The sequence below is a fragment of the Streptomyces monticola genome (genome assembly GCF_042665355.1).
Classification (GTDB): Bacteria; Actinomycetota; Actinomycetes; order Streptomycetales; family Streptomycetaceae; genus Streptomyces; species Streptomyces monticola.
In genome coordinates this window covers 1-21,105 of the sequence record NZ_JBHTCF010000030.1, presented here as the reverse complement: position 1 = coordinate 21,105, position 21,105 = coordinate 1, and the positions used below count along the sequence as shown (strand labels likewise).

Genomic DNA, 21,105 nt, shown 5'->3' with positions numbered 1-21,105 from the left:
TTCAACGTGGCTCTGAAATGCATCTGACATCCGTCATCGGGCGACGTGGGCCCGCCGTCAGAAGCGGTCGCTAACGTCGGTTCCCAAGGATTTCCGTACGTGAGGACAGAGCATGCAGATGCCCGACTCGCTCCGACCGGAAGAACATGCTCCGATCGTCTCGGTATTGGAGCATTACGCGGACAACCCCAGCGCCTTTCTCGCGCTCAATCGAGGCAATACATACTTCACCCACGCCGGCCTTGACGGCTTTGTTTGCTATCGAGTTCAGGGGCGTCGCTGGATTCAGTTCGGCGGCCCGTTCGCAGACACCGCGGACCGTCGGGAACTGGAATCGCGGTTCCTCGAAGCGGCCCATCGAAGCGGCTGCAAGGTGATCGCCGCCCAACTGCAGCGGGACGACGCGGAGTTGTTCGCCGACCTCGGTCTCACGGTGAATCAGGTGGGAGCGTCGTACGCCGTCGAACTCACCGACTTCACCCTGCGCGGCAAACGCTTCGTACGGCTGCGCAACAAGATCTCAAGGGCCTTGCGGGCCGGCCTCGAGATCGAGGAAGTGGATCCCGGCGACCATGCCGAGGAGATCGGCGCGATCAATGACCGCTGGCTCCTCGAAAAGGGCAAGCACACCAAGGAACTCGCCTTCCTGGTGGGCGAGATCGGCGGCCAGTGGCAGCCGATGCGCAAGCTGTACGCAGGCAAGATCGACGGCCGGGTGATCGCGTACGTCTCCTACGTCCCGGTCTACGGCACCCGTCCGGGCTGGCTGCACGACCTCAGCCGGCGTCTGCCCGACTGTCCGCCCGGTGTCATGGAGGCCATCAACTCCAAGGTGATCGAAGAGCTGCGGGCGGCCGGCACGTCCTGGCTGCACTTCGGGTTCACGCCGTTCACCGGCCTGGATGACGCCCACCAGCTGCCGACCGCCAGTCGGATCGCCGCACGAATCGTCCGACTGATCGCCGACCACGGTGATCGGGTGTATCCCGCCAAGAGCCAGCTGGAATACAAGTCGAAGTGGTATCCGACCGCCGTACTGCCCGAGTACTTCGCATTCGACGGCGGGATGTCGCCCCGCTCCCTGTGGAGCGTGGCCAGGGCAACCAACATCATCTGAGCTCGGGCCCGGGCGCGCGGCAGGGGCAGGTGCGCCCTCAGGTCCGCGTCCCCGGGCGTGGCGCGATCCTGAAGAGGCGGGACAGCAGGGCGCCCAAGCGCTGCGAGCCCGTGGGGCTGACCCGCCCGAGCAGATCGAGCGCCTTGGCCTCCGCGCCGATGAGGACGCGGGCGCGGCGGGCCCGCACTCCCCGCACGATGGTCTCGGCCGCCATCTCGGGGCTGTGCAGCGCGAGCCGCTTGTCGAAGGCACGCGCGATGGCGGCCGCGTCCAGGCCCTGCGCGGCCCCGGCGTTGCGGGCGACAGCGGTCTTGATACCGCCGGGGTGGACACAGGTCACGCGCACGGGGTGGCGGGCGAGGAGCATCTCCTGGCGCAGGCACTCGGTGAATCCCCGCACCGCGAACTTCGAAGCGTTGTAAGCGCTTTGTCCCGGATAGGTGACCAGGCCGAATAGGCTGGAGACATTGATGACGTGCCCGTCCCCGGAGGCTATGACATCAGGCAGAAAAGCCTTGGTCATGTTCACCGTGCCCCAGAAATTGACGTCCAGGACGCGCTCCATGTCCTTGAAGGACTCCCGCTCCACCTCGCCGTAGTAGGCGATACCGGCGTTGTTGTAGATCTGGTGGACGGCGCCGAAATACGTGCGTACATCCTCCGCGTAGGAGACGACGGACCCTCTTTCGGTGACATCGAGCCGGGCCACGGTGATGTCCCCCGCACCGCGCGCCCGGCACCGCGCCGCGGTCTCCTCGACTCCTTTCAGGTCCACGTCGGACAGGGCGAGACGGGCGCCGAGTTCGGCGAGCCGTACGGCGAGTGCGCGCCCGATTCCGGACCCCGCACCGGTGATGACAGCGACCTTGTCCCTGAAGACGTCCCCCGACTTCCCGGCCTTGTTCGTCGTCGTATTCGTCGTCGTATTCGTCGTCATATTCGTCCTCAGCTGGAGATGTGAAAGGCCTCGATGTCGAATGTCCGCGTGATGCCGCGGAACGCGAACGAGAATCCGGGCCACATCGTGGTGTTGGCACCGTGCTTGTCCAGGTACCAGCTGGAGCAGCCCCCGGTGTTCCAGACGCTCCGCGACAGCTTTCGCTGCAGCTCCCGGTAGTACTCGCGCTGCGCCGATGCCCGTACCTCCAGGGTGCGCAGCCGCTGCCGCTTCATGGCGGTCAGCGCTCCGACGAGATAGTTCACCTGGGACTCGATCATGAAGATCATCGAGTTGTGGCCGAGACCAGTGTTGGGGCCGACCAGCAGGAACATATTGGGGAATCCCGCGATGGCGGTGCCCTTGTAGACCTGCAGTCCGCCTTCGTCGAAGACATCGGCGAGGCTGCGCCCGTCTCTGCCGAAGATCCGCTGGTAGGTGGGCGAGTCCGTGACGTGGAACCCGGTGGCGCAGACGATGACGTCGGTGTCGTGCTCGACGCCGTCCGCGGTGACGATCGACTTCTCCCGCACCTCCGCGATGCCGTCCGTGATGAGCCGTACATGCTCCTGGTTGAACGTCGGGTAGTACGTGTTGGAGAGCAGGATGCGTTTGCAGCCGAGCCGGTAGCGGGGCCGAAGGCGCCGGCGCAGTTTGGCGTCCGCCACTTCCTTGCGCAGTTTCGTCCGGGCCAGGAGCTCGACCGGTTTCAGCAGCGCGGGCACCTTGGCCAGGGCGACGGCCTGGACGTCGTGGGCCCAGTAGATGCCCGCGCGCAGGGCGCGTTGATAACCCGGCAGATACCTGCAGGCGAGCCGTTCCAGCTTTGAGTAGCGGCGGTCGAGGCGCGGCAGTACCCAGGGGGCGGTGCGCTGGTAGACCTGGAGTTCGGCGACCTGTGAGGCGATGGCGGGCACGATCTGGACGGCGGACGCGCCGGTGCCGATGACCGCGACCCGCTTGCCCGACAGGTCGTAGTCGTGCTCCCAGCGCGAGGAGTGGTGGATGCGCCCGGCGAAGTCCTCGATGCCCGGGATCTCGGGCAGCGACGGTTCGCACAGCGCGCCGAACGCGCCCACCAGGACGTCCGCGGTGAAGGCGCCCCGGGTGGTCTCGACGTCCCATCGGGCGGACGCCTCGCGCCAGCGGGCGCTGAGCACCTCACACCCGAAGACGTGCCGGTCGCGTACCCCGTAGTGGCGCGCCACCTTGGTGACGTAGGCCTGGATTTCGCCCTGTGGGGAGAAGGACCTGCTCCAGTCCGGATTGAGCGCGAACGAGTACGAGTAGAGATGTGACGGTACGTCACATGCGGCGCCGGGGTAGGTGTTGTCCCGCCAGGTGCCGCCGACGTCCTGGCCGCGTTCGAGGACGAGGAAGTCGCTCCAGCCCTGTGTGCGGAACCGGATGGCCGCGGCGAGACCCGAGAGTCCGCCGCCGATCACGAGCGTGTGCACATGCCTGGGCGGTTCGTCCACGGCGGCGGATGGCTGCCGCGAAGTCCGTGGGGCTGCCTGTGTCGTGTCCGTGTGTGATGCGCTCAAGAGGGATCAGTGCTCCCATCGCGACTGCCGTGCGTACCCGACAGCGATGTTCGCGAAGGGCGCTGACATCTGTCTGAACTGCCGCCTCCGACAGGGACAGAGCCGTTTCAGGAGCGGTCCCCATGCTGGGGCTCCGACGACGACAAGGAGGCAGCCGATGGATTCCCTACCGGCGGCGGGCGGCATGGCCGAGACCCCGGACGTACTGATCGTGGGCACCGGGTTCGCCGGCCTCGGTATGGCGCTGAAACTGCTCGACGCGGGCCATTCCGACTTCGTCATCCTGGAGAAGGCCGACGACGTGGGAGGCACGTGGCGCGAGAACACCTATCCCGGCTGCGCCTGTGACGTGGCCAGTGTCATGTACTCCTATTCCTTTGCTCCGAACCGGAGTTGGAGCAGGATGTACGCGACGCAGCCGGAGATCCTGGATTACATCAGGACAGTCGTCAAGGACCGCGGCCTCGACTCGCACATCCGCTTCAACACGGAAGCGGTGTCGTACGAGTTCGACGACGCCGCCGACCGCTGGACCGTCCGCACCGGCTCGGGCCAGGAGTACCGCCCGCGCATGGTTGTGCTCGCGCACGGCGCGCTGCACCAGCCGCAGATCCCCGATATCGCGGGGATGGACCGGTTCAAGGGAGCGATGTTCCACTCCGCCCAGTGGGACCACTCGGTCGACCTGAAGGGCAAGCGCGTCGCGGTGATCGGGACCGGTTCGAGCGCCGTGCAGTTCATCCCGGAGATCGCGGGCACAGCGGCCCACGTCGATGTCTTCCAGCGCAATGCGCACTGGGTGCTGCCGAAGGCCGACCGCCCGCTCAAGGCCCTGGAGCACCGCCTTTTCCGCACGCTCCCGTTCGTGCAGCGCCTGTACCGGTTGGCCGCCTACTGGACGCATGAACTCCCGGTGCTCGCCTTCTTGAACCCCAAGCTGCTCGGCGCCCTCGAACTGGCCGCCAAACGCACCCTCAGCAAGCAGGTCCCCGATCCGGAGTTGCGGGCGAAGCTCACCCCCGACTACCAGATCGGCTGCAAGCGCATCCTGCTCACGAACGACTACTTCCCCGCGCTGCAGCGCCCCGACGTCTCGCTGACGACGTCCGGCATCGAGGAGTTCACGGAGTCCGGGATCAGGACGAAGGACGGCGAGCTCCACGAGGCGGACGTGGTCATCCTGGCCACCGGGTTCTCCACCGACAACCGCTGCGCGGACGAGCACATCGTCGGACGGGACGGCCTGACCATCCAGGAGGCCTGGAGCGAGGGCATGACGGCCCATCTGGGCACCACCGTCGCGGGTTTCCCGAATCTCTTCATGCTGATGGGCCCCAACTCCGGCGGCGGCGCCCAGTCGATCCTCTTCGTCATCGAGGCCCAGCTCCACTACATCGTCGAGTGCCTGCGCATGATGCGGACCCGGCAGGCCACCCGGATCGAGGTCCGCGCCGACGCGCAGCGGGAGTTCAACACCTGGCTGCACGGCAAGCTCGCCGGGTCCGTGTGGAACTCCGGCGGCTGCCACAGCTGGTTCCTCGACCATCGGGGTCTCAACCGCCAGTCATGGCCGGGAACCGGGACCTCCTATTGGCGCGCGACACGGCGGCCCGACCCACAGGTATTCCAGCTGTCCCGCGCGGCCCGGACATTGAGGTGAGCAGACGGTCGCGCGTGAACTCTTCGGACTCCTGACGCGTCACGGGGACTTGAGGAGGTTCTCCACAGTACGGCGCACCTTGTCGAGGGCGTCCGTGTCCCCGCCCCGCAGCGCGGTGTTGGCGGCGCACAGGACGGAGTCGATCTGGAACACGGCGAGTTCGATATCGAGCGGCTCGATCTCCTCGGCCTCGACAGCCTTTCGCAGTTCGGCGGCCAGGATGTCGAACCACTTGCGCTGGTCACTGAACAGCGCGTCGCGGATCGGTCCGGGACGGCTGTCGAAATCCGCGAGATTGGCCACCCGGAAACAGCCGCCCGGGAGCAGCGGCTTGTGGATGTAGGTGATGAAGTTCTCCACCAGGGCGCGCAGCCGCGCGGCTCCTCGGGGCACCGGCCTTGCGGGCCGGATGACCGCGTCGATGAACAGCTCGCGAGCGAATTCGACGGTCGCGAGCTGAAGCGCTTCCTTGGTTTTGAAGAGCGCCTGAATACCCGCCTTGCTCAGGCCGGTGTCCGCGGCGAGCCCGCCGAAGCTGATGTTGTCCAGGCCTTCGAGCGAGGCGACATCCACGGCGCGCTCGAGCACGACTTTGCGGGATCGCGCGCCACGCATGAGCCGCTTGTCCGTGATGGTCCCCTTTGGGGGTGCCGTCGTCTCAGTACCCATACGGTCGATCGTACCTCTTCTTGGCGTCGGTGTGAGCAGGCGAACCCGTTCGATTACGCGGGTCCCTACGCGAACATGCGGGCTGTCCTGCCCCTCCTCCGCAGTTAGGCTCGCGGTGATGCGGTGATGCAGGGGAACGGCAAGAACTGAACTGCTCGGACACCTCGTAGAACTGATGAGGGGGAATGAACCGTGCTCACCATGAGCATCGCCGTGCTCGGGCCTTTGCGGGCTCAGATCAACGGCGCCGATGCAGAGTTGAGCGGGGTCAAGCTCCGAGGTGTTCTCGCGGTGCTGGCTCTGCGGGCCGGCCAGGACGTACGCCGTGACGAATTGATAGAGGAATTGGATCTGACGCGGACGACCGGAGATGCGGTCAATGCCGTGCATGCGCATGTGCGCAGACTGCGTCGCTGGCTCAAGGAGCACGGCATGCAGGCGGATGTCCTGGAGACGGTGAATTCCGGGTACCGCCTCAATGTCGATCGCCATGCGGTGGACGCACACCGTTTTCGGCATCTCGTGGAGCAGGGCCTGAATTTGGCACCCACCACCCCCTCCGTGGTCGCGGCCATTCTGGAGGAAGCGCTCTCGCTGTGGCGTTCCGAAGCCCTGACGGACACCTTGCACGGAGCGATGACGGTCGCCGCCGCCGAGGAGCTCCGTCAATGGCGCACTTCAGCGCGTGACGCGCTGCTCGACGCGTGGCTGGCCCTCGACCAGAACCACAAGGTGATCCTCCATGCCCCGAAGTTCATCGCCGACGATCCGCTCAACGAGTCCCTGTGCGCACGGCACATCGCGGCGCTCCACCGCGTGGGACGGTGCGCGGAGGCGGTGCAGTCCTACCGCGACACGGAGCGGACCCTGCGGCAGGAACTGGGGGTCGAACCCGGCGTGGAGCTGCGTACGGCCTATGGGCTCGCCACCCACAGCATGCCTCCGGACGCGCTGCGGGAAAGAATCGAGCTGTCCCAGCTGTCGTAGGGCGGACCGGGAAACGAGCCGGCTCGACGCGGGCGACGCAGCGGCCCCAACTCCTCAGCGGCGCCGCCTCGTTGGGGCCGTGCGTTCACAGATCCCGATGTCCCAGACGGCCGGCCAGCGCCTTGGCCATCTCGCTCGCCATGACGGCCTGACCCGACGTCGAGAAGTGGATCCGGTCCGCGCTCACGAGGTCCTCGCGGTCGTTGATCGGGTGGTCCCACATGTCGACCACCACGGCGTCGTACTCCTTCGCCAACGTGCGGGTGATCTCGTTGAGGGCGCGGACCCGCTCGGACCAGTCGGGGAAGACGGGCATCTCCCAGGCGCGCCCCAAGGTGAACGTCGTCAGCTGGGCGCCGGTGGCGCTCGACAGGTCGTACATCTTGCGCATGGTCTGCTGGATCTCGGTGAAGTCCGGACTGCGGCGCACTATGTCGTTCGCCCCGCACGGAACGAAGAGCAGGTCGGGCCCGAACTCCGCCAGGCGGCCGATCTGGTGGGTGAGGGTGTCTGCTGTGGTGGCCCCGACCTTCGCGGTGTTCAGGTAGGCCAGGTCCGGACGCACCTGCCGCAGGATGCCCGCGAAACGGTCCGACCAGCCCTCCTTCCCGTATCCGGGACTCGGGTCGCCGGTCCCCGCGGAGAGGCTGTCCCCGATCACGGCGAAGCGCCGCCAGGGCGCGTCGAAGAGCATGGCCGCCGCGACGACAGCAGGCAGGCAGAAGGGATCGGTCTCTTCAGTGAGCTGTGTCGACTCCATGAACAAAAAATACGGTCGGCCGTATGTCTCTGTCAATGCCGCAGCCGTCAGATGAGTGCCGTAGTCGTCGTGTTCCTGAAGTCGCCGTCGGCCGGGACTGATCCCGGTGGTCGCCGAAGAGCTCGGCGGCCACTCGGGCACGCTGCAGACGTCCACCGCAGCAGCTGCGCCACCCGCACAGAGGCCCGAAGGAAGAGCGCGACGTGGATCACGGGCTTCTACGACACCCGCCGACTACACAGCGCATGCGGACACCGGAGCCCGATCCGCTACGAAAGCGACCACCAGACAGACCCCACAACGGAGTTGGCCGCTTGAAGGATCCCCACGGCGCGAGGGGATTGACACACTTGGAACTGGATTGCCGTCAATTCGGCAGGGTTATCCCGCGCTCCTCGATCGCCGGCGACGGCGGCCCGCCCTCGGAACGTTCGGTCTTACGGCCCTTGCTGCCCGGCGCGAGCGTGCGCGGGTCGACGGCCTCGGCAGGCGCCCCGGTCGCGTACAGGCCGTCGGGCTCACTGTCGCGGTCGTGCGGAAGCAGCCAGAAGACCCGACGGCGGAAGGTCCCGGAGAAGCGCGAGGGCTTGGCGCCGGGGCCGAGCAGCGCGTAGCCGACCATGCGGCCGTCGCGGTGGTAGGCCGGTTTGCCGCGCCGCGTGGGGAGCCGGTCGAGGCTCTGGCGGACATAGTCCAGGTCGGCGAGGTCCTCGAGCCAGACGATGTCTGCTTCGTGGGCGATCTCGTCCTCTGCGATGAGGGCGCTCATGCTGTCTCCTCGTCGGCGAGCAGTCCGATGCCCGGGTAGTACTTCCGCTGGTTGGACAGGATCATCTCCTTGGGCGAGGCGAGTCCCACCAACTCACGTACCCGGGCGGCGAAGGCGCGGGACGAGACGGCCGGTGCGCCTTCATTCTGGCACCAGGCCTTGTACGCCGCGTAGAGGGCGGCTTGTTCTGCTCGAAGTTCCGGGTCCATGGTGCAGGACTCGCTGATGAACCGGCCGGTGTGGTCCTCGGTCTCGGCGTACGCGGTGGTGGCGATACGGACCCGCTCGGGACCGGTGAGGTCCTTGGCGCCACCGAGGTAGCGGCGGGCGCCCTCGATCAGCCAGTTGAGGATGCCGGGGCCCTCTTCGGTGACAAGGATGTCGGCGAGGTTGTCGACCTTGCGTTCGTCGGGCACGACCTTCTCGAAGGGGATCAGGCGCATACGCCGCCAGAACGCGAAGCCACCTGTGCCGACCTCGGGGCGGTGGTTGCCGAGGAGCCAGAGCTTGTGGGTGGGCTCGAAGCTGAAGAAGTCCTGGCGCATCCGGCGGGCCTTGATCCGGTCGCCGCCGGTGAGCAGCTTCACCCGGGCCTCGTCGAATCGGTCGCCCGGCTTGACCTCGCTGCACACGATGACGCGCCGGCCGTGCAGTTCGGCCAGATCGGTGGGGTGTCCTTCGTACGGCCTGGCCATCAGGAAGCCCGGCGGCGCGGCGTCCGCGTAGTCGCCGAGGAGCTTCATCAGTACGTCGAGCAGAACCGACTTGCCGTTCTTGCCGGATCCGAACAGGAACGGCATGACCTGGCCGCCGACGTCCCCGGTGACGGAGTAGCCGAGCAGCAGATGCAGAAAGTCGATCATCTCCTCGCCCTCGGGCCCGTCGCCGAACGTGTCGGTGAGGAACCGGTTCCACCGCGGGGTCGGCATCGGCTCGGGGGCGGCGGTGGTGGAGCGGGAGTGGAAGTCCTTGTTCGGATCGGGGGTCCGGATCAGTCCGGTACGCAGGCCCACGATGCCGGCGGGGGTGCACAGGGCGTACGGGTCGGCGTCCAGGAGCGCGGCGTTGAGGACCATGCCGGGCGCGGACTTGGCCTGGGTGAGCATCGCGTTCATGCCGCTGGTGCTCAGGGCGCGGCGGCGGTGCTGCTGCAGGGCGCTGGCGGTGAAGACGCCGCGCGGGTCGGTGGCGGCGATGGACTCGGCCAGGTCACCGGCCGCCCACATCACGGTGTCGTCCTCGTCGATCTGCCAGCGGGTGCTGTCCCAGCGGTACCAGCCGAGGCCCGGGACGTGCCGGTAGTCGTTGGAGTAGAGCTTCACGAACAGCTTGGCGTTGCCGCGGTCGGTGAGGGTGTCGGGCAGCAGACCGTCGGCGGTGGCTTCGCTGCTGGCACCGCCGTTGCCCTGCGCGCCGCCGTTCCCGTTGCTCTGCGCCGCGCTGCCCGCGCCTACCGCGCCTGCGCCGTTGGCGGCATGGGCGCCGTTGTCACGCCGGGCGGCCTGGGTCGGCACCGGCGGCTGGGCGAGGATCTGGGCCGCCACCGCTTGGGCGTCGAAGCCGTCGAAGGCCTCGACGTCGAAGAGGGTGTTCTCCTCGTCGGCGGTCATCCGCGGCTCCCGGGCAGCAGCGGACGGAGTCGGCCGGCGCTGAGGCCGCCGCGAATCATGGGCCGGTAGCGGCGCTCCTGTCCGGGGCGGGCCTGCTCGGCGGCTTCTTCGAGTGCCTGCTCGGCCTTGTCCTCGCTGAGCGCACCGGCAGCGACGAGACCGCCCGCCGTATAGGCGGCGCGATTCAACTTCTCGGAGAACGCGGCCCCTTCGGGCACCGCCGCGCAGGCGGCCACCTCGGCGAGCAGCGGCGCGAGGAGCCGGCTCGCGGCGTCGCGGCCGCCACCGGCGGCGAGCACGGCCTGCCGGGCCCTGGGCGGCACCGGCCGGGGCGCGGGCACATGGGCGGGCGGCAGATGGCCGGTGCGCTCCAGCTCCCGGGCCAGCCAGTCGGGCAGCGGTGCGGGTTCCCGCACCGGACCCAGGGGCGTGTAGGTGCCCGCCGTGGTCGTGGTGCCGGGCGCGACGATGTACCCGCCGTGCGCGCGGACGTCCACCTGCCAGGCCAGGGCGCGCCCCGACCCGGACCCCGTGGAGCACTGCCAGCGCTGTCCGCTGTGCGCCCGGTACCAGACGTGCAGGCCCCCGGACGGGGTGCGTACGCGCAGGGTCGTGTCGTCCTCGGCGGGGCTGACGGCCCCTCTGAGTCCGGCCAGAACACCCAGCGTATGGAAGCCGTTGGCGAGGCCCGTCAGATCGACCCCGGAGGAGATGACGATGCCCGGCAGCAGGCGGTCACGGTCGGGGAGCTGCTGCTCGTGCGCGTCCACGTCGATGACGACCAGGCCGGCCGGGCCGCAGGCGACCCCGACTCCGAAGCCCGGGTTGGCGCCCCACCACTGCTCGATACGGGCGAAGTCCAGGGTGGCGGCCCTGAACCCGTGGCACCAGCGGCCCGAGTGGAGGCAGGCGCAGCCCTGGTGGGTGTGGCCGGGTTCGCGGCACTCCGAGCAGTTGCCGGCCGGGGTCTTGCGGCCGCGGGCCAGCGGGTGCACCGGCCAGCCACGGCTCGCGCACCAGCGGGCAGTGGCGATGGCCTGCGCAGCGACTGAGGAGCCCGGACGGGAACGGGCTGAGTCGCTGCAGGAAGACTGCAGCTCAGAAGCCATTCACATCCCCCATGGGCAACTCGCCAGCGACTGAAGCGACTCAACAAGGGACACAGGCTATCGAAGCTGGGGTGGGATGGGAGGCCTCCTGGGGAGGAAATGACCCCACGTGTCGGTCCCAGCGTGAATCAGCGACTGAAATGGCAAGTCGCCAGCGACCCGGGCCCGTTCGGTAGCTACTCTCACGGATCAAGGAACCTGCAGGTCAGAGGTGGCGCCCAACCCAAAACAGCGACTGAAGCGACTCAAGGTCTCTATATATGACACACACGCACGCGCATGAATGTCTTGATATACCCCGAACTTGAGTCGCTTCAGTCGCTCCCCCACTCCCCCACCCCCTCTGAACTGCACTTTTACCCACCCCTCCCGAGCGACCCAAGAACATCTCAGTAGCTTCCCTTCAGTCGCTCCCCCCGCCAGACCCGACCGCCTCGCCTTCTGGCCCGGCTTGAGCGAACCTCGACTGCTGGGTCGCTTGAGTCGCTTCGGTAGCTGCCGAACTCCCGCCCCGGACAGGCCTCATGGCGCCCAATCTCTTCTAACGCCCAAATCACCTCAAGCCTGCCGAAGGCTGAATGTTCGAGTTTTCGGGATAGGGCGCGCCCGATCATGGGGCGCTTCTAGGCTCCTCACCCGAGGCTCAACACCCCGACCGCCGTCTCTGGGGGAACACCGTGGCGAAGAAGGTTCTGATCTCGGGTGCAGGAGTGGCGGGCTCCGCGCTGGCCTACTGGCTGCACCACCACGGCTTCGACGTCACCCTGGTGGAACGCGCCCCGTCCCCGCGCTCCACCGGATACGCGGTGGACTTCCGCGGCCGGGCGCTGGACGTCCTCGAGCAGATGGGCATCCTGGACGAAGTCCGCGGCCACGAAACGAAGATGACGGGCACCACCCTCGTCGGCGCCGAAGGCCAGCAGGTAGGCGAACTGCCCGCCGAGGCCTTCGCCGGCGACCTCGAAGTCCGCAAGGACGACCTGACAGGCATCCTGTACCGCCTGACACAAGGCATCGCGGAGTACGTCTTCGACGACTCCATCAGCAGCGCCACCCAGGACGACTCCGGCGTCCACGTCACCTTCCAGCGTGGCCCGCAGCGCACCTTCGACTTCCTCGTCGGCGCGGACGGCGTGTACTCCGACGTCCGCAAGCTCGTCTTCGCACCCCACGCGAAGTGCGTCCAGCACCTGGGCATGTCGGGCGTCGGCTTCACCACGGCCAACGACCTGGACCTCGACCACCGTGGGCTGCTGTGCAGCGCCCCGGGCAAGGCCGTGTACGTATTCAGCGCCGCCGACGCCGACCGCATGACGGTCAGCCTGTCCTTCGCCACCGAGAGCGCCGCATTCGACCGCTGGGACCGCCCCGAACAGGAAAAGCTCACCAACGAACGCTTCGCCAACGACGGTTGGATCGTCCCCCGCCTGCTGGCCGACATGTCCGCGGCCACGGACTTCTACGCCGCCTCGGCCTGCCAGGTCGTCCTGACCCCCTGGGCCGAGGGCCGCGTCGTCCTGGCCGGCGACGCCGCACACTGCGCCGCACCGACCTCCGGCATGGGCACCTCACAAGCCCTGATCGGCGCCCGGCTGCTCGCCGAGCGCCTCGCCACAACACCGGACGACCACCGCCGTGCCTTCGAGGAGTACGAGAGCGAACTACGGCCCTACGTCGAGCAGAACCAGGCCCTCGGCAGGGAAGCCGTCAAAATGCTCGGCGGCTGACCCGGGCCCCGCCTGTCTGCCTCCCGGCCCCCTCCCCCCTGGGGCCGGGAGCGCACCACCACCGCCGGTCACCGCCGGTCATGGCCTCGCACTCCATCCCCCCTCCACTGCGCCTGCAGCAGAGCTGGTCACGGTCAGGACACTGCTCCTCAGGAGGTGTCCTTCCGTATGACCGCACCCGCACCCGCCCCCGCATCCACCGGCTTCGCCACGGTCGAGGACGTGGAGGACCTCCTCGCGGACCTGCAGCTGCAGCGCGCGGGCCTGACCGGCCGCAGCAGCGACCCGGCCGCGGACCGCGCCGCCGAACTCGCCGACGAGACCGCCTTCCTGGGCCTGTCCCCGCTGGTCGCCGACCTTCTCGGTACGAGCTCACCGGCGCCCCGCACCACATCGGCCCTCAGCCACCGCGCCGACGAGGACGACCGCCGCGCCTCCTACGAGACCTGGCGCGCCGAGGCCCGCACCCTGCTCCCCGAGCTCTGGCAGTGGCTCAACGCCCGCCGCCGCAGCGACCAGGGCCGCATGTGGTGGTGCCGGTCCGGCGCCCGCCCCGTGCCCGAGACCTCCGCGCGCCTCCTGGCCGAAACGAGCGCCCCCGTACGCGACTTGGCGCCCCTCGCCGAATCCTGGGCCCGCCCCTGCGGAGTGCGCGAACCCACCGCCGAGCACAACTGGCGCTGGCTGCTCCTCGGCACCGGCCTGCAGGCCCCGCTCCCCCGCCCGTACGAGCTGATCACCAAACTCGTCGACGAGGCCCGCGGCCACGGCCTGCTGCCGCCCGCGCACAAGGTCAAGGTGATCCGCCGCGCCCACGCCGAGCCGTCTGCGGTACCGGTACGCCTGCCCGGCTTCTCCCTGCTCACCGTGCCCACCGCGGTCGCCCCCGCCACCATTCCGCGACTGCAGCACGAGATCGCCCGGATCGCCGAGCACGCGGTACGCCCGCCACGCGCCCGCCTGGCCGACCGGTGGTCCTTCGACCCGGTGCGCTCCGAGGGCTGGGGCCTGCTCCTCGCCGGCCTCGTCACCGCCCCCGGGCCCCTCGTACGCCTCGGCCTGCCCGAGCAGACCGCCGCCGCCGTCACCGCGTTTCTCGCCGAGGAGGAACACGCCACCCGCAGCCTGCTCGCCGCCGACCTGGCCCTGGCCGCGGACCTCGGCGCCTGCAACAGCACCGCCGACGCCCTGGTCGCCGCGGCCTCCACCACGGCCCGCACCGGCCTGCAAGCGGCCCCGGAACTGATGCTCCTGCGCCAGACCCGCATCCTCGACTCCCGTGCCCGCCTTGCCGGTTACGCCTGGCGCGACGAGGTCACCACCGAACTCACCGCCCGCTTCGGCACCTCCTGGTCCCATCGCACCGAGGCCTGGCAACTGCTCGTCGAGGCCCTGTCCGGCACCGGAACGGCAGCGGACTTCCTGCACACCGTGCGCTCCGCCCCGAAGGCCCCCCACCCGGTCGTGAACCGCATGCTCCCCGTCCTGTGACGGCACGCGCGCGACCAGCCGCTCAGCACAGCGCCGCGGTGACTCTGACCTCGCCGCGGCCCCGGGCCAGCAGCACCACCCGCCGCACAAGCCCCGCGCCGTACAACTCCTCGGCCGCCGCCTGCCCGGACACCTCGAGCGCCGACCGGACCAACTCCGTCTCCCCCGCCAGGAACTGCTGCCAGGCCGTCCAGCGCAGCTCCTGAAGCTCCCCCACCGACGGAGTCTCCAGCGAGTACGCAGAGTCCGCTCCCCCGCCGTCCTGCGCCTGCTCCTGCGCCTGCTCCTGCGCCCGGGGCGCCGGACACCGCACCTGCTCCACAGCAGCCCGTACAAGGCCCTGTACGGCCCCACTGCGCGGCGGCTCCCAGTCCCCGGCGATCTCGACGTGCCGGGCCTGCTCGGCGGCCCGCGTGGACCGCACCTCCTCGGCCGCGCGCGCCCGGCCCTCCGCCGTGTTCCACACCTCGTGCGCACCCTTGAGCCGGAACGCCAGGAACCCCGACGGCCGCGCCACCCGCTGCGGCGAGGCCTGCAGATCCAGCCAGGCGATCACTTCCCCGGCCGTCCACCCCGCATCGGCAACATGCCGCGCCACCCAGGCGATCCGCGGCACATCGGCCCGCCCGAGCCACGGCACCTGCTGAATCAGCTCCCGCGCCAACTGCAGCCGCCGCCCGAAGGCGTTGAGCTTCCTCGGGATCCTGCCCTGCTTCGAAGACGAACCCGACCCCGCCTTCCCGCCGGCGAGTTTGCTCTCAGGGGGATCAGGAGTTGTTGCTGCAGAGAAAGACCTGGAAGTACCAACACGATTTGGAGTGCAACAAGCCTCCGCCGAAGAGCCCCCGTCCGGCCCTCCCGAACTCCCCGACCCCGACGTCCCGTTGCCCGCATCTTTGCCCTTGCGCACCTTGGCCATGAGCTTCGACGCGGCCCCCGACTTGGCCCCCGACTTGGCCCCCGACTTGGCCTTCGGCTTGGCCTTCGGCTCGGTCTTCGGCTTGGCCTTCGACCGGGCGTCGGGCCTGGCCTTGCCCCGCGCCTTCTTGCCGAGATGGGCAAGGACTTCACGCCCGTCGTCGGAGACCCCGACCGGGCGTCGATCGACGCCTTCGCCCACACAGCGGATGCCGAGTTCCTCGTCGAAAACGGCCGGGATGGTCCGCACGAACTCCGAGGCCCGGTTGCCCTCTTGAGCCACCCGTGTGCCCTTCTCGACGTACACGAGCAGCCCGGCGGACCGCAGCAGCTGCAGGTGGTACTGCAGGCTGCGCTCCGAGAGCTTCGTGATCCGCATGAGGTACGCGATCCCCGGCCTGCAGGGATTAAGGCCGGTCAGCAGCCGCGCGACACGCACCGTCGTCGGCCCGAACTTCGGCTGCCGCGACGTCTGTCCGGGGCGCCGGGGAAGGCTGAAGCCGACCATCCAGTGCACGGCCTGCATCCAGGAGAACGGGTCCCGCACGCTGCGCCCGGTGGTGGTGTCCATCCACTGCTGGGCCTCGCCCAACGGAAACCGCGACAGGGCGACGCTTTGAGGCAGAGACCTCGAAATTGGGTTGGTTTGACGACGTTTGGCCGGTGATGCGACGCCAGTTTTCGGCAACACGCCACCGGCTCTTGTGGGGGCGGCTATGATGCGCTCCAGAAGAGTTGAAGTGGAAGATGCGATATGCGTTGGTTGGTGCCTAAGTAGTTCGGTCCTCCCTCCCTCTCTTCCAAGGCGGCGCTTTGGCGAGCGCTCAGCCGACTGGTGAACGGCCCGGGCTGCTATCCCGGGCCGTCTCCGTTTCCCCGCCCGCCGGTGGCGGACGGACGGTCTCAGGCCGTCCCGGGCTTCACTAGGCCGCGGACGACTTCGATGTCTTGGTTGCGGGACGCTTACGACGGTTCGGCACACCCTCGAGGGCATCGGGAAGCTCGGACACCCACTTCCCCACCGGGATACGGAACGCGACGCGGCCGTTGAGGTGCTCGAGGTCGAACGCGGCACGCTCCGCCGGCGTCGTGATCAGGTGCACGGAGTCCTCAAGGACCCACAGCGCGGTCTCAGGAGTCGTACTGGGATCGTTGACGGCCTGCCGGGCCGCCTCCACCGCAGTTGACTGCCACAACTCCAGATCATTGCGAGTACTGCGCGCGCGACGGTTCCCAGGCCATACGATCTGAGCGACGAACGCATAGACACGCAGGGCGACCACCGAATCCTCGAAGTGAGGCTCGTACAGGATGCCTTGGTCCCGGGCGCGCCAAGCCCATGACTCGCTGAGGCCTGCGGCCACAGCAACGGCGCTGGTGCTGAGCTGATGGCTCATCCCCGTCATTGCTCACTCCCGGGCAGATACGTGTTCTGTTGATCGTCTCACTCACGCTAGCGCATCCCACCCAGAACGCGCGCGCAACACTAGAGGAACTGAGCGACGGCCAAATGGTTACGGCCCCTGGGATGCCAGCTTCTGACGGCTATTGACCGAAAAAGTCGAAGAAACGTTCCCCCACATCTAAAGGTTTCTTTCTAGTGACAGCGAGATAGGTAGCTCGCGAGGGGGCTAGTAACAGCCGTCGCTAGTCCGATCGTTGGTCAGACAGCTAGATCGAGAGCAACATCGATCGGCATATTGATCGGAACATCCATCGGTATATCTGCAGATGACGATAGGGGCCTGGCCAACGCGTGATGCGTTGGCCAGGCCCCTATCGCCTAGCTGTACGGCCGCCCGAAGCGGCAGTGTCAGTCGATCTCTACTGCGGTGTCACGGAGGAGCCGGTACGCCCACGACGCCCCGGACGCTGCAATTTCCCCTCGGCATCGAGGGCTTGGATGAACCGTTCCAGCGCCGCAGACACCACGTACAAGCCCCTGCGCCCGTAATCGGCTTCCTGCAGCGCCTGGTTGAGAGTGGACACCAGTCCGTAGGCCTGCTCACCCACCCGGTAGGTTGACTGCTTGCCCTGCTCGACGAAGCCCATCCGCTCGTCGAGAAACTCCTGGGCCATCGCGATCTGCTCATCCACGTCGTCCGGCACGAAGCGCAGCGCCGCATCGAGGTAATGCCCCTGCCCGAGCGCGGGGTTGCCCGAGGACCGGCGATCCGCCTTGATCCGGTCCTTCAGCTGCGCCAGCACCTCACGGTCAAGCCGGAAACCGTGGCTGCGCCACTTCTCCGAGTGAATCTTCGCCTCGGCGAAACTCTCGTGAAGCGCGGCATGCGCCCACGTCTTCCCGGCCCCCCGCGGCCGCCGCCGAGGAGCAGCCGCAGCAGGCGCCACCTCGGTCTTGGACTCAGTCTTGGGCTCGGCCTTGGTCTCCGCCTTCACTTCGGCGGGCGGTTCGGGACGAGTAACTGGAGCGGGAGCGGGGGCGGCCGCCTTGGGCGCGGCAGCGCGCGGCTTCGGCGCGGCCACGGGCGCAGAGGACACCGGCTCCTCGACGGTTTCCTCTACGGGCGCCGAAACCTCGGTGACAGGTTCGGCCTCAGCCGGCGCCGAGGCGCGCTGCTCCTGAACTACCCCTGGGGCAGCGGCTGTTGACACCACTGGCGCCGCATTCGGTGATACGGAGGGCGCGGGCCCGGGCGCGGTGGCAGCTGCGGCAGACCCCTGCGCCGCCGTCGCGTCGGCTGCTGCTTGGGCGGACGCATCAGCGGTCTCGGCGGCGACGAACGCTGCCTCCGGCTGAGCGTCACGCGCAGACTGCGCCTGCTGCGGAACCCCGGCATCGCCGGCAGGCCCTGTCGGCGATGCCGGGGCGGCCGGGGCGGCCGGGCCAGTGGGCCCGGCGGGCCCGAGCGGAGACGCCGGACCGGAAGGCCGCAGTTCGTCACCGGAGTCCGAGGCGTCCGAAGCCCCCGTCCCGCCACCTCCCCCGAGGAACGACCGCCCCGCCACCGAATCGGCACCCTCGATCAGGCCCTGGACGAGAGCGGCGCCCCCGGCCTTGAAGTGATTGGGAGCCTTCTTCTTGGGCTTGCCGCGAGGCGAGGGCTTGGCGCTACTCAACGGAAGCCTCCAGCGCGATGTGCTCCGGCGTCTCCCACTTCTCCGGCGGCTGCTGCATGCGCTCGATGATCTGCATCATCAGCTGTCCATAGAGCTTGCCGGGCGCGTGGCTTGCGTAACGGATGGCCGCAGGCGTCCCGTAGGCGAAGGAGTCGGAGATGCGGTTGTCGATCCGGATGTCCGTCATGAAGGGGTGCAGTTCCGCGTCGAGCATGCCGTTGCGGATATTGACTTCCTGCGACTTCCACTTCGACGGCGGGTTCGACCGGTTGAGCACCGCGCCCAGGTACTGCGGGTCGCACTCCCCGTTCGTACGGTCCTTCACATAGCGGACCGTGCCGCGCGTGGCGGCCGCACCCTTGAGCGCCGGGTACTCCGGAATGCACACCGTCACCACATAGTCCGCGGCGGCCAGCGCCGTGGCGGACAGGGAGGAGACGGCCGGCGGCGTATCGATGACGACGAAGTCGAACTGATCGGCAATCTCAACCAGCATGCGCCGCAGTATCGGCGTCGACTGGAACCCCTTCTTGTGGATGAGGTCCTGAGCCGCCGTCATGGTGGACTCCTCACACGCCAGCAGATGCAGCGTGCCCGCGTCCTCCCACTCGGCAAGCAGCTCGCTGCGGTCGAACCACACAGTGGAGAGGTCCATCCGCATCCCCTGCAGCCGGGCCTGCAGGACCCACCCCAGAGAACGCGCCAGCTGATCCTCACCCGCGAGGTTCACACCCACGGCCGTGCCGGCCTGTGCCTGCGGGTCGAGGTCCACCACAAGTACCCGCGCACCCGACAGGGCAAGTCCCGCGCCGAGATTGACAGTGGTGCTGGTCTTGCCGACCCCTCCCTTCTGGGTCGCGACCGCGATGACCTTCATCGCTTCCTCCGCCTCTCTTCGTGCTCGGCTACATCTGATGGCTGGTACGTCGCGTGACACCAGGCTCCCGACCGGCCGTCGGGCGCCAACCCGCAGTAAACAAAGCCGATTCAACGGCCAAGTCCCGATAGGCGACGTGATCGCCTCGGCCCTGCGGATCTACTGACACGGGATCTATCGCGCATGACGATAACAGGAATGCCCTGGACGCAAGGGGAGACGCGCCACGCCGCACCGGCCCCACAGGCACATTTGTCTCGTCACACATCACCCAGACCCGGACAGGCCGTACGCAACCACCCTGTCACGACAACCTCCAACGGCGCGTCCGTACGTTTGCGGATGCGTCAGCTCGTACGCACGCCAGGAATCGAGCCTGTCCGCGAGTACGCCAGATCGACCGCCCGCTGGATCGGCAGACGGCACGTCAGATCGTAGGTCACGCAGCAGGCCAGCGGGCGAGTACGTCAGCACGCCAGCGCGTCAGCGGGCAAGCAAGTCCGCTCGTACGCAACGTAGTGCCCTGGCAAGCAAGGGCGTCGGCCAGTCAGTAGGCGAGCAGGACAGCAAGTCAGGAAGCAAGCCAGCGCGCGCCCTAGTAGGCGCGTCCGCTCGTACGTCACCTCGGAAGCGCGGCAGTCAGGAAGTGGGTCAGCAAGCAAGCTGGCAAGTGAGCAAGCTGGTCGGCAAGGCGGCAACGTAGTCGGTCAGCAAGGAACATGAATAGCTAGATGACTAGTCAGCTAGCTAGTTATAGAGCAACAACTGATCCAACACCATAAGGAACTTTAGTAGAGCTAGAGATCAGTGCATATCTGAGATTATTCATCAGCACATGGCTCACACTGTCCAAGCCTGCATGACTGCCACTAGCTAACCCGCGATGCATCACAACAGTTATCGTTATATTCGCAGGTCAGAGCCATATTGTGACGCCAGGTCTGGCCATCAAAGTCGGCTGATCGAAGCGCGCAAGACGCTCTGATTCTGCTACTCGGAGCGCGAACGGGAGGCTCTGTTCCACCACTCCGGATCACCTCTGATCCCGCAATGAGCACGCGAAAGTGTGCCGTCCGACGAAGCGCTCAAGAGGGCCACCGACACGTTCCATGGACTCAGAAGAGACCGGAAGGCGGCAGCGAGCGATGGTGAAAGTCTTCCCTGTGCCGTCTTGGAACGGCGCGTCGGCGGCTCGTACGAGACGAAGTTCTGATCCAGAGAGCGCGAAAACTGGACGCCTCGATGACGCTTGAAGGTTGCTGAACCGACCTCGCCCGATGCTCGATGAAGCCGGCGAACGATCGACCGGCGCTCGACACGAAGCTCTGGAGGTCGCGAACAGAGCTCGTGAGGGCACCGCCTGACGCAGTGACGCGCATGGAGAGCGGGCCATCCTGATGCGCAAGCGAGGCACAGAGAAGACGAAAAACGTGTCCTCGATCTCCTCGCCAGGTGCGTTGAGCGCCAACGATCGTGCAGATGTCGAGCACCCTTCTAGTGCCCTGTCAGGACACCTCAAGGCGCCCTGGACCCGATGCCGTTCGCGACGGCCGGCCACGAGCAGGGCACCCTTCTGGTGGCTTGCCAAGCCCAGCCGGGAAGAGCCTGCTGACAGGGCTCCTGCGTTTGCGAATGCGTTCGAGACCAACAGATCGGCAGTGAGAGACTTAGGCCTTCGCAGCCCCAGTGACAGCAGGAATGAGGAGTCGTCTCGTGGAGCCTCTGCGTCTGACGCGTACGCACCGGATCTTGGTCGGGGTGGTGGTCGCGGGGGCGGTCGTCATCGCGGGGATCGGTTTCGCGGGTTCGTATGCCGCGGTGCGTGATCTGGCGGAGAAGAAGGGCTTCG

Annotated in this window: 17 protein-coding genes; 6 read left to right on the top strand and 11 right to left on the bottom strand. The window is 67.8% G+C overall.

What is annotated here, in order from left to right:
• Positions 1-112: 112 nt before the first annotated feature.
• Positions 113-1,117 (top strand): bifunctional lysylphosphatidylglycerol flippase/synthetase MprF, encoded by a 1,005-nt coding sequence (locus ACFQVC_RS39145; protein WP_381840310.1) that lies wholly within the window; start codon positions 113-115, stop codon positions 1,115-1,117.
• Between the two features lie 37 nt (positions 1,118-1,154).
• On the opposite strand, the gene ACFQVC_RS39140 is transcribed toward ACFQVC_RS39145, so the two are convergent.
• Together ACFQVC_RS39140 and ACFQVC_RS39135 are read right to left on the bottom strand one after the other, a co-directional pair.
• Complete coding sequence (locus ACFQVC_RS39140) at positions 1,155-2,054, bottom strand: SDR family NAD(P)-dependent oxidoreductase (RefSeq protein WP_381840307.1); 900 nt, start codon at positions 2,052-2,054, stop codon at positions 1,155-1,157.
• Positions 2,055-2,062: 8 nt separating this feature from the next.
• Positions 2,063-3,532, bottom strand: coding sequence for a flavin-containing monooxygenase (locus ACFQVC_RS39135; RefSeq protein ID WP_381840304.1), 1,470 nt, complete (start codon positions 3,530-3,532; stop codon positions 2,063-2,065).
• A 223-nt stretch (positions 3,533-3,755) separates the two neighbouring features.
• Here ACFQVC_RS39135 and ACFQVC_RS39130 point away from each other — a divergent pair, with 223 nt between their 5' ends.
• Positions 3,756-5,258 carry a flavin-containing monooxygenase gene (locus ACFQVC_RS39130; protein ID WP_381840301.1) on the top strand — a complete coding sequence of 501 codons (1,503 nt, stop codon included), beginning with the start codon at positions 3,756-3,758 and terminating at the stop codon, positions 5,256-5,258.
• Between the two features lie 39 nt (positions 5,259-5,297).
• Here ACFQVC_RS39130 and ACFQVC_RS39125 read toward each other — a convergent pair whose 3' ends face one another.
• The gene (locus ACFQVC_RS39125) at positions 5,298-5,927 is read right to left on the bottom strand and encodes a TetR/AcrR family transcriptional regulator (protein ID WP_381840298.1); all 630 of its coding nucleotides are present in this window, start codon (positions 5,925-5,927) and stop codon (positions 5,298-5,300) included.
• A 201-nt stretch (positions 5,928-6,128) separates the two neighbouring features.
• Between ACFQVC_RS39125 and ACFQVC_RS39120 the strand changes: the two genes are divergently transcribed.
• On the top strand, positions 6,129-6,914 hold the full coding sequence (locus ACFQVC_RS39120) for an AfsR/SARP family transcriptional regulator (protein WP_381840295.1): 786 nt from the start codon (positions 6,129-6,131) through the stop codon (positions 6,912-6,914).
• 85 nt (positions 6,915-6,999) lie between these two features.
• On the opposite strand, the gene ACFQVC_RS39115 is transcribed toward ACFQVC_RS39120, so the two are convergent.
• The 4 genes from ACFQVC_RS39115 to ACFQVC_RS39100 form a co-directional block, all read right to left on the bottom strand.
• Positions 7,000-7,674 carry an SGNH/GDSL hydrolase family protein gene (locus ACFQVC_RS39115; protein WP_381840292.1) on the bottom strand — a complete coding sequence of 225 codons (675 nt, stop codon included), beginning with the start codon at positions 7,672-7,674 and terminating at the stop codon, positions 7,000-7,002.
• Between the two features lie 367 nt (positions 7,675-8,041).
• Positions 8,042-8,443: a DUF6009 family protein gene (locus ACFQVC_RS39110; RefSeq protein ID WP_381840289.1), complete on the bottom strand. Its 402-nt coding sequence runs from the start codon at positions 8,441-8,443 to the stop codon at positions 8,042-8,044.
• Positions 8,440-10,053, bottom strand: a complete 1,614-nt coding sequence (locus ACFQVC_RS39105; RefSeq protein ID WP_381840286.1) for a DNA primase family protein — start codon at positions 10,051-10,053, stop codon at positions 8,440-8,442. Before ACFQVC_RS39105 ends, ACFQVC_RS39110 begins: the two co-directional genes overlap by 4 nt.
• Positions 10,050-11,048: a bifunctional DNA primase/polymerase gene (locus ACFQVC_RS39100; protein ID WP_381840283.1), complete on the bottom strand. Its 999-nt coding sequence runs from the start codon at positions 11,046-11,048 to the stop codon at positions 10,050-10,052. Before ACFQVC_RS39100 ends, ACFQVC_RS39105 begins: the two co-directional genes overlap by 4 nt.
• A 791-nt stretch (positions 11,049-11,839) precedes the next feature.
• Between ACFQVC_RS39100 and ACFQVC_RS39095 the strand changes: the two genes are divergently transcribed.
• A complete protein-coding gene (locus ACFQVC_RS39095; protein ID WP_381840280.1) occupies positions 11,840-12,889 on the top strand; it encodes an FAD-dependent monooxygenase in 1,050 nt (349 codons plus the stop codon).
• A gap of 168 nt (positions 12,890-13,057) precedes the next feature.
• A complete protein-coding gene (locus ACFQVC_RS39090; protein WP_381840277.1) occupies positions 13,058-14,380 on the top strand; it encodes a hypothetical protein in 1,323 nt (440 codons plus the stop codon).
• Positions 14,381-14,402: 22 nt separating this feature from the next.
• On the opposite strand, the gene ACFQVC_RS39085 is transcribed toward ACFQVC_RS39090, so the two are convergent.
• From ACFQVC_RS39085 to ACFQVC_RS39070, 4 genes are all read right to left on the bottom strand, one after another.
• A complete protein-coding gene (locus ACFQVC_RS39085) occupies positions 14,403-15,869 on the bottom strand; it encodes a helix-turn-helix domain-containing protein (RefSeq protein ID WP_381840274.1) in 1,467 nt (488 codons plus the stop codon).
• A 352-nt stretch (positions 15,870-16,221) separates the two neighbouring features.
• Positions 16,222-16,695 carry a hypothetical protein gene (locus tag ACFQVC_RS39080; protein WP_381840271.1) on the bottom strand — a complete coding sequence of 158 codons (474 nt, stop codon included), beginning with the start codon at positions 16,693-16,695 and terminating at the stop codon, positions 16,222-16,224.
• A gap of 427 nt (positions 16,696-17,122) precedes the next feature.
• Complete coding sequence (locus tag ACFQVC_RS39075; RefSeq protein ID WP_381840268.1) at positions 17,123-17,785, bottom strand: hypothetical protein; 663 nt, start codon at positions 17,783-17,785, stop codon at positions 17,123-17,125.
• Positions 17,786-18,371: 586 nt separating this feature from the next.
• On the bottom strand, positions 18,372-19,256 hold the full coding sequence (locus tag ACFQVC_RS39070; RefSeq protein WP_381840265.1) for a ParA family protein: 885 nt from the start codon (positions 19,254-19,256) through the stop codon (positions 18,372-18,374).
• Positions 19,257-20,954: 1,698 nt separating this feature from the next.
• Here ACFQVC_RS39070 and ACFQVC_RS39065 point away from each other — a divergent pair.
• A partial coding sequence (locus tag ACFQVC_RS39065; RefSeq protein ID WP_381840438.1) for a DUF2637 domain-containing protein occupies positions 20,955-21,105 on the top strand: 151 nt, incomplete at its 3' end.

Coding starts and splice junctions, on each gene's coding strand:
- ACFQVC_RS39080 (WP_381840271.1), bottom strand. CDS start 16,695: ATGAGCCATCAGCTCAGCACCAGCGCCGTTGCTGTGGCCGCAGGCCTC.
- ACFQVC_RS39140 (WP_381840307.1), bottom strand. CDS start 2,054: ATGACGACGAATACGACGACGAATACGACGACGAACAAGGCCGGGAAG.
- ACFQVC_RS39110 (WP_381840289.1), bottom strand. CDS start 8,443: ATGAGCGCCCTCATCGCAGAGGACGAGATCGCCCACGAAGCAGACATC.
- ACFQVC_RS39145 (WP_381840310.1), top strand. CDS start 113: ATGCAGATGCCCGACTCGCTCCGACCGGAAGAACATGCTCCGATCGTC.
- ACFQVC_RS39090 (WP_381840277.1), top strand. CDS start 13,058: ATGACCGCACCCGCACCCGCCCCCGCATCCACCGGCTTCGCCACGGTC.
- ACFQVC_RS39125 (WP_381840298.1), bottom strand. CDS start 5,927: ATGGGTACTGAGACGACGGCACCCCCAAAGGGGACCATCACGGACAAG.
- ACFQVC_RS39120 (WP_381840295.1), top strand. CDS start 6,129: ATGAGCATCGCCGTGCTCGGGCCTTTGCGGGCTCAGATCAACGGCGCC.
- ACFQVC_RS39130 (WP_381840301.1), top strand. CDS start 3,756: ATGGATTCCCTACCGGCGGCGGGCGGCATGGCCGAGACCCCGGACGTA.
- ACFQVC_RS39115 (WP_381840292.1), bottom strand. CDS start 7,674: ATGGAGTCGACACAGCTCACTGAAGAGACCGATCCCTTCTGCCTGCCT.
- ACFQVC_RS39105 (WP_381840286.1), bottom strand. CDS start 10,053: ATGACCGCCGACGAGGAGAACACCCTCTTCGACGTCGAGGCCTTCGAC.
- ACFQVC_RS39085 (WP_381840274.1), bottom strand. CDS start 15,869: ATGGACACCACCACCGGGCGCAGCGTGCGGGACCCGTTCTCCTGGATG.
- ACFQVC_RS39070 (WP_381840265.1), bottom strand. CDS start 19,256: ATGAAGGTCATCGCGGTCGCGACCCAGAAGGGAGGGGTCGGCAAGACC.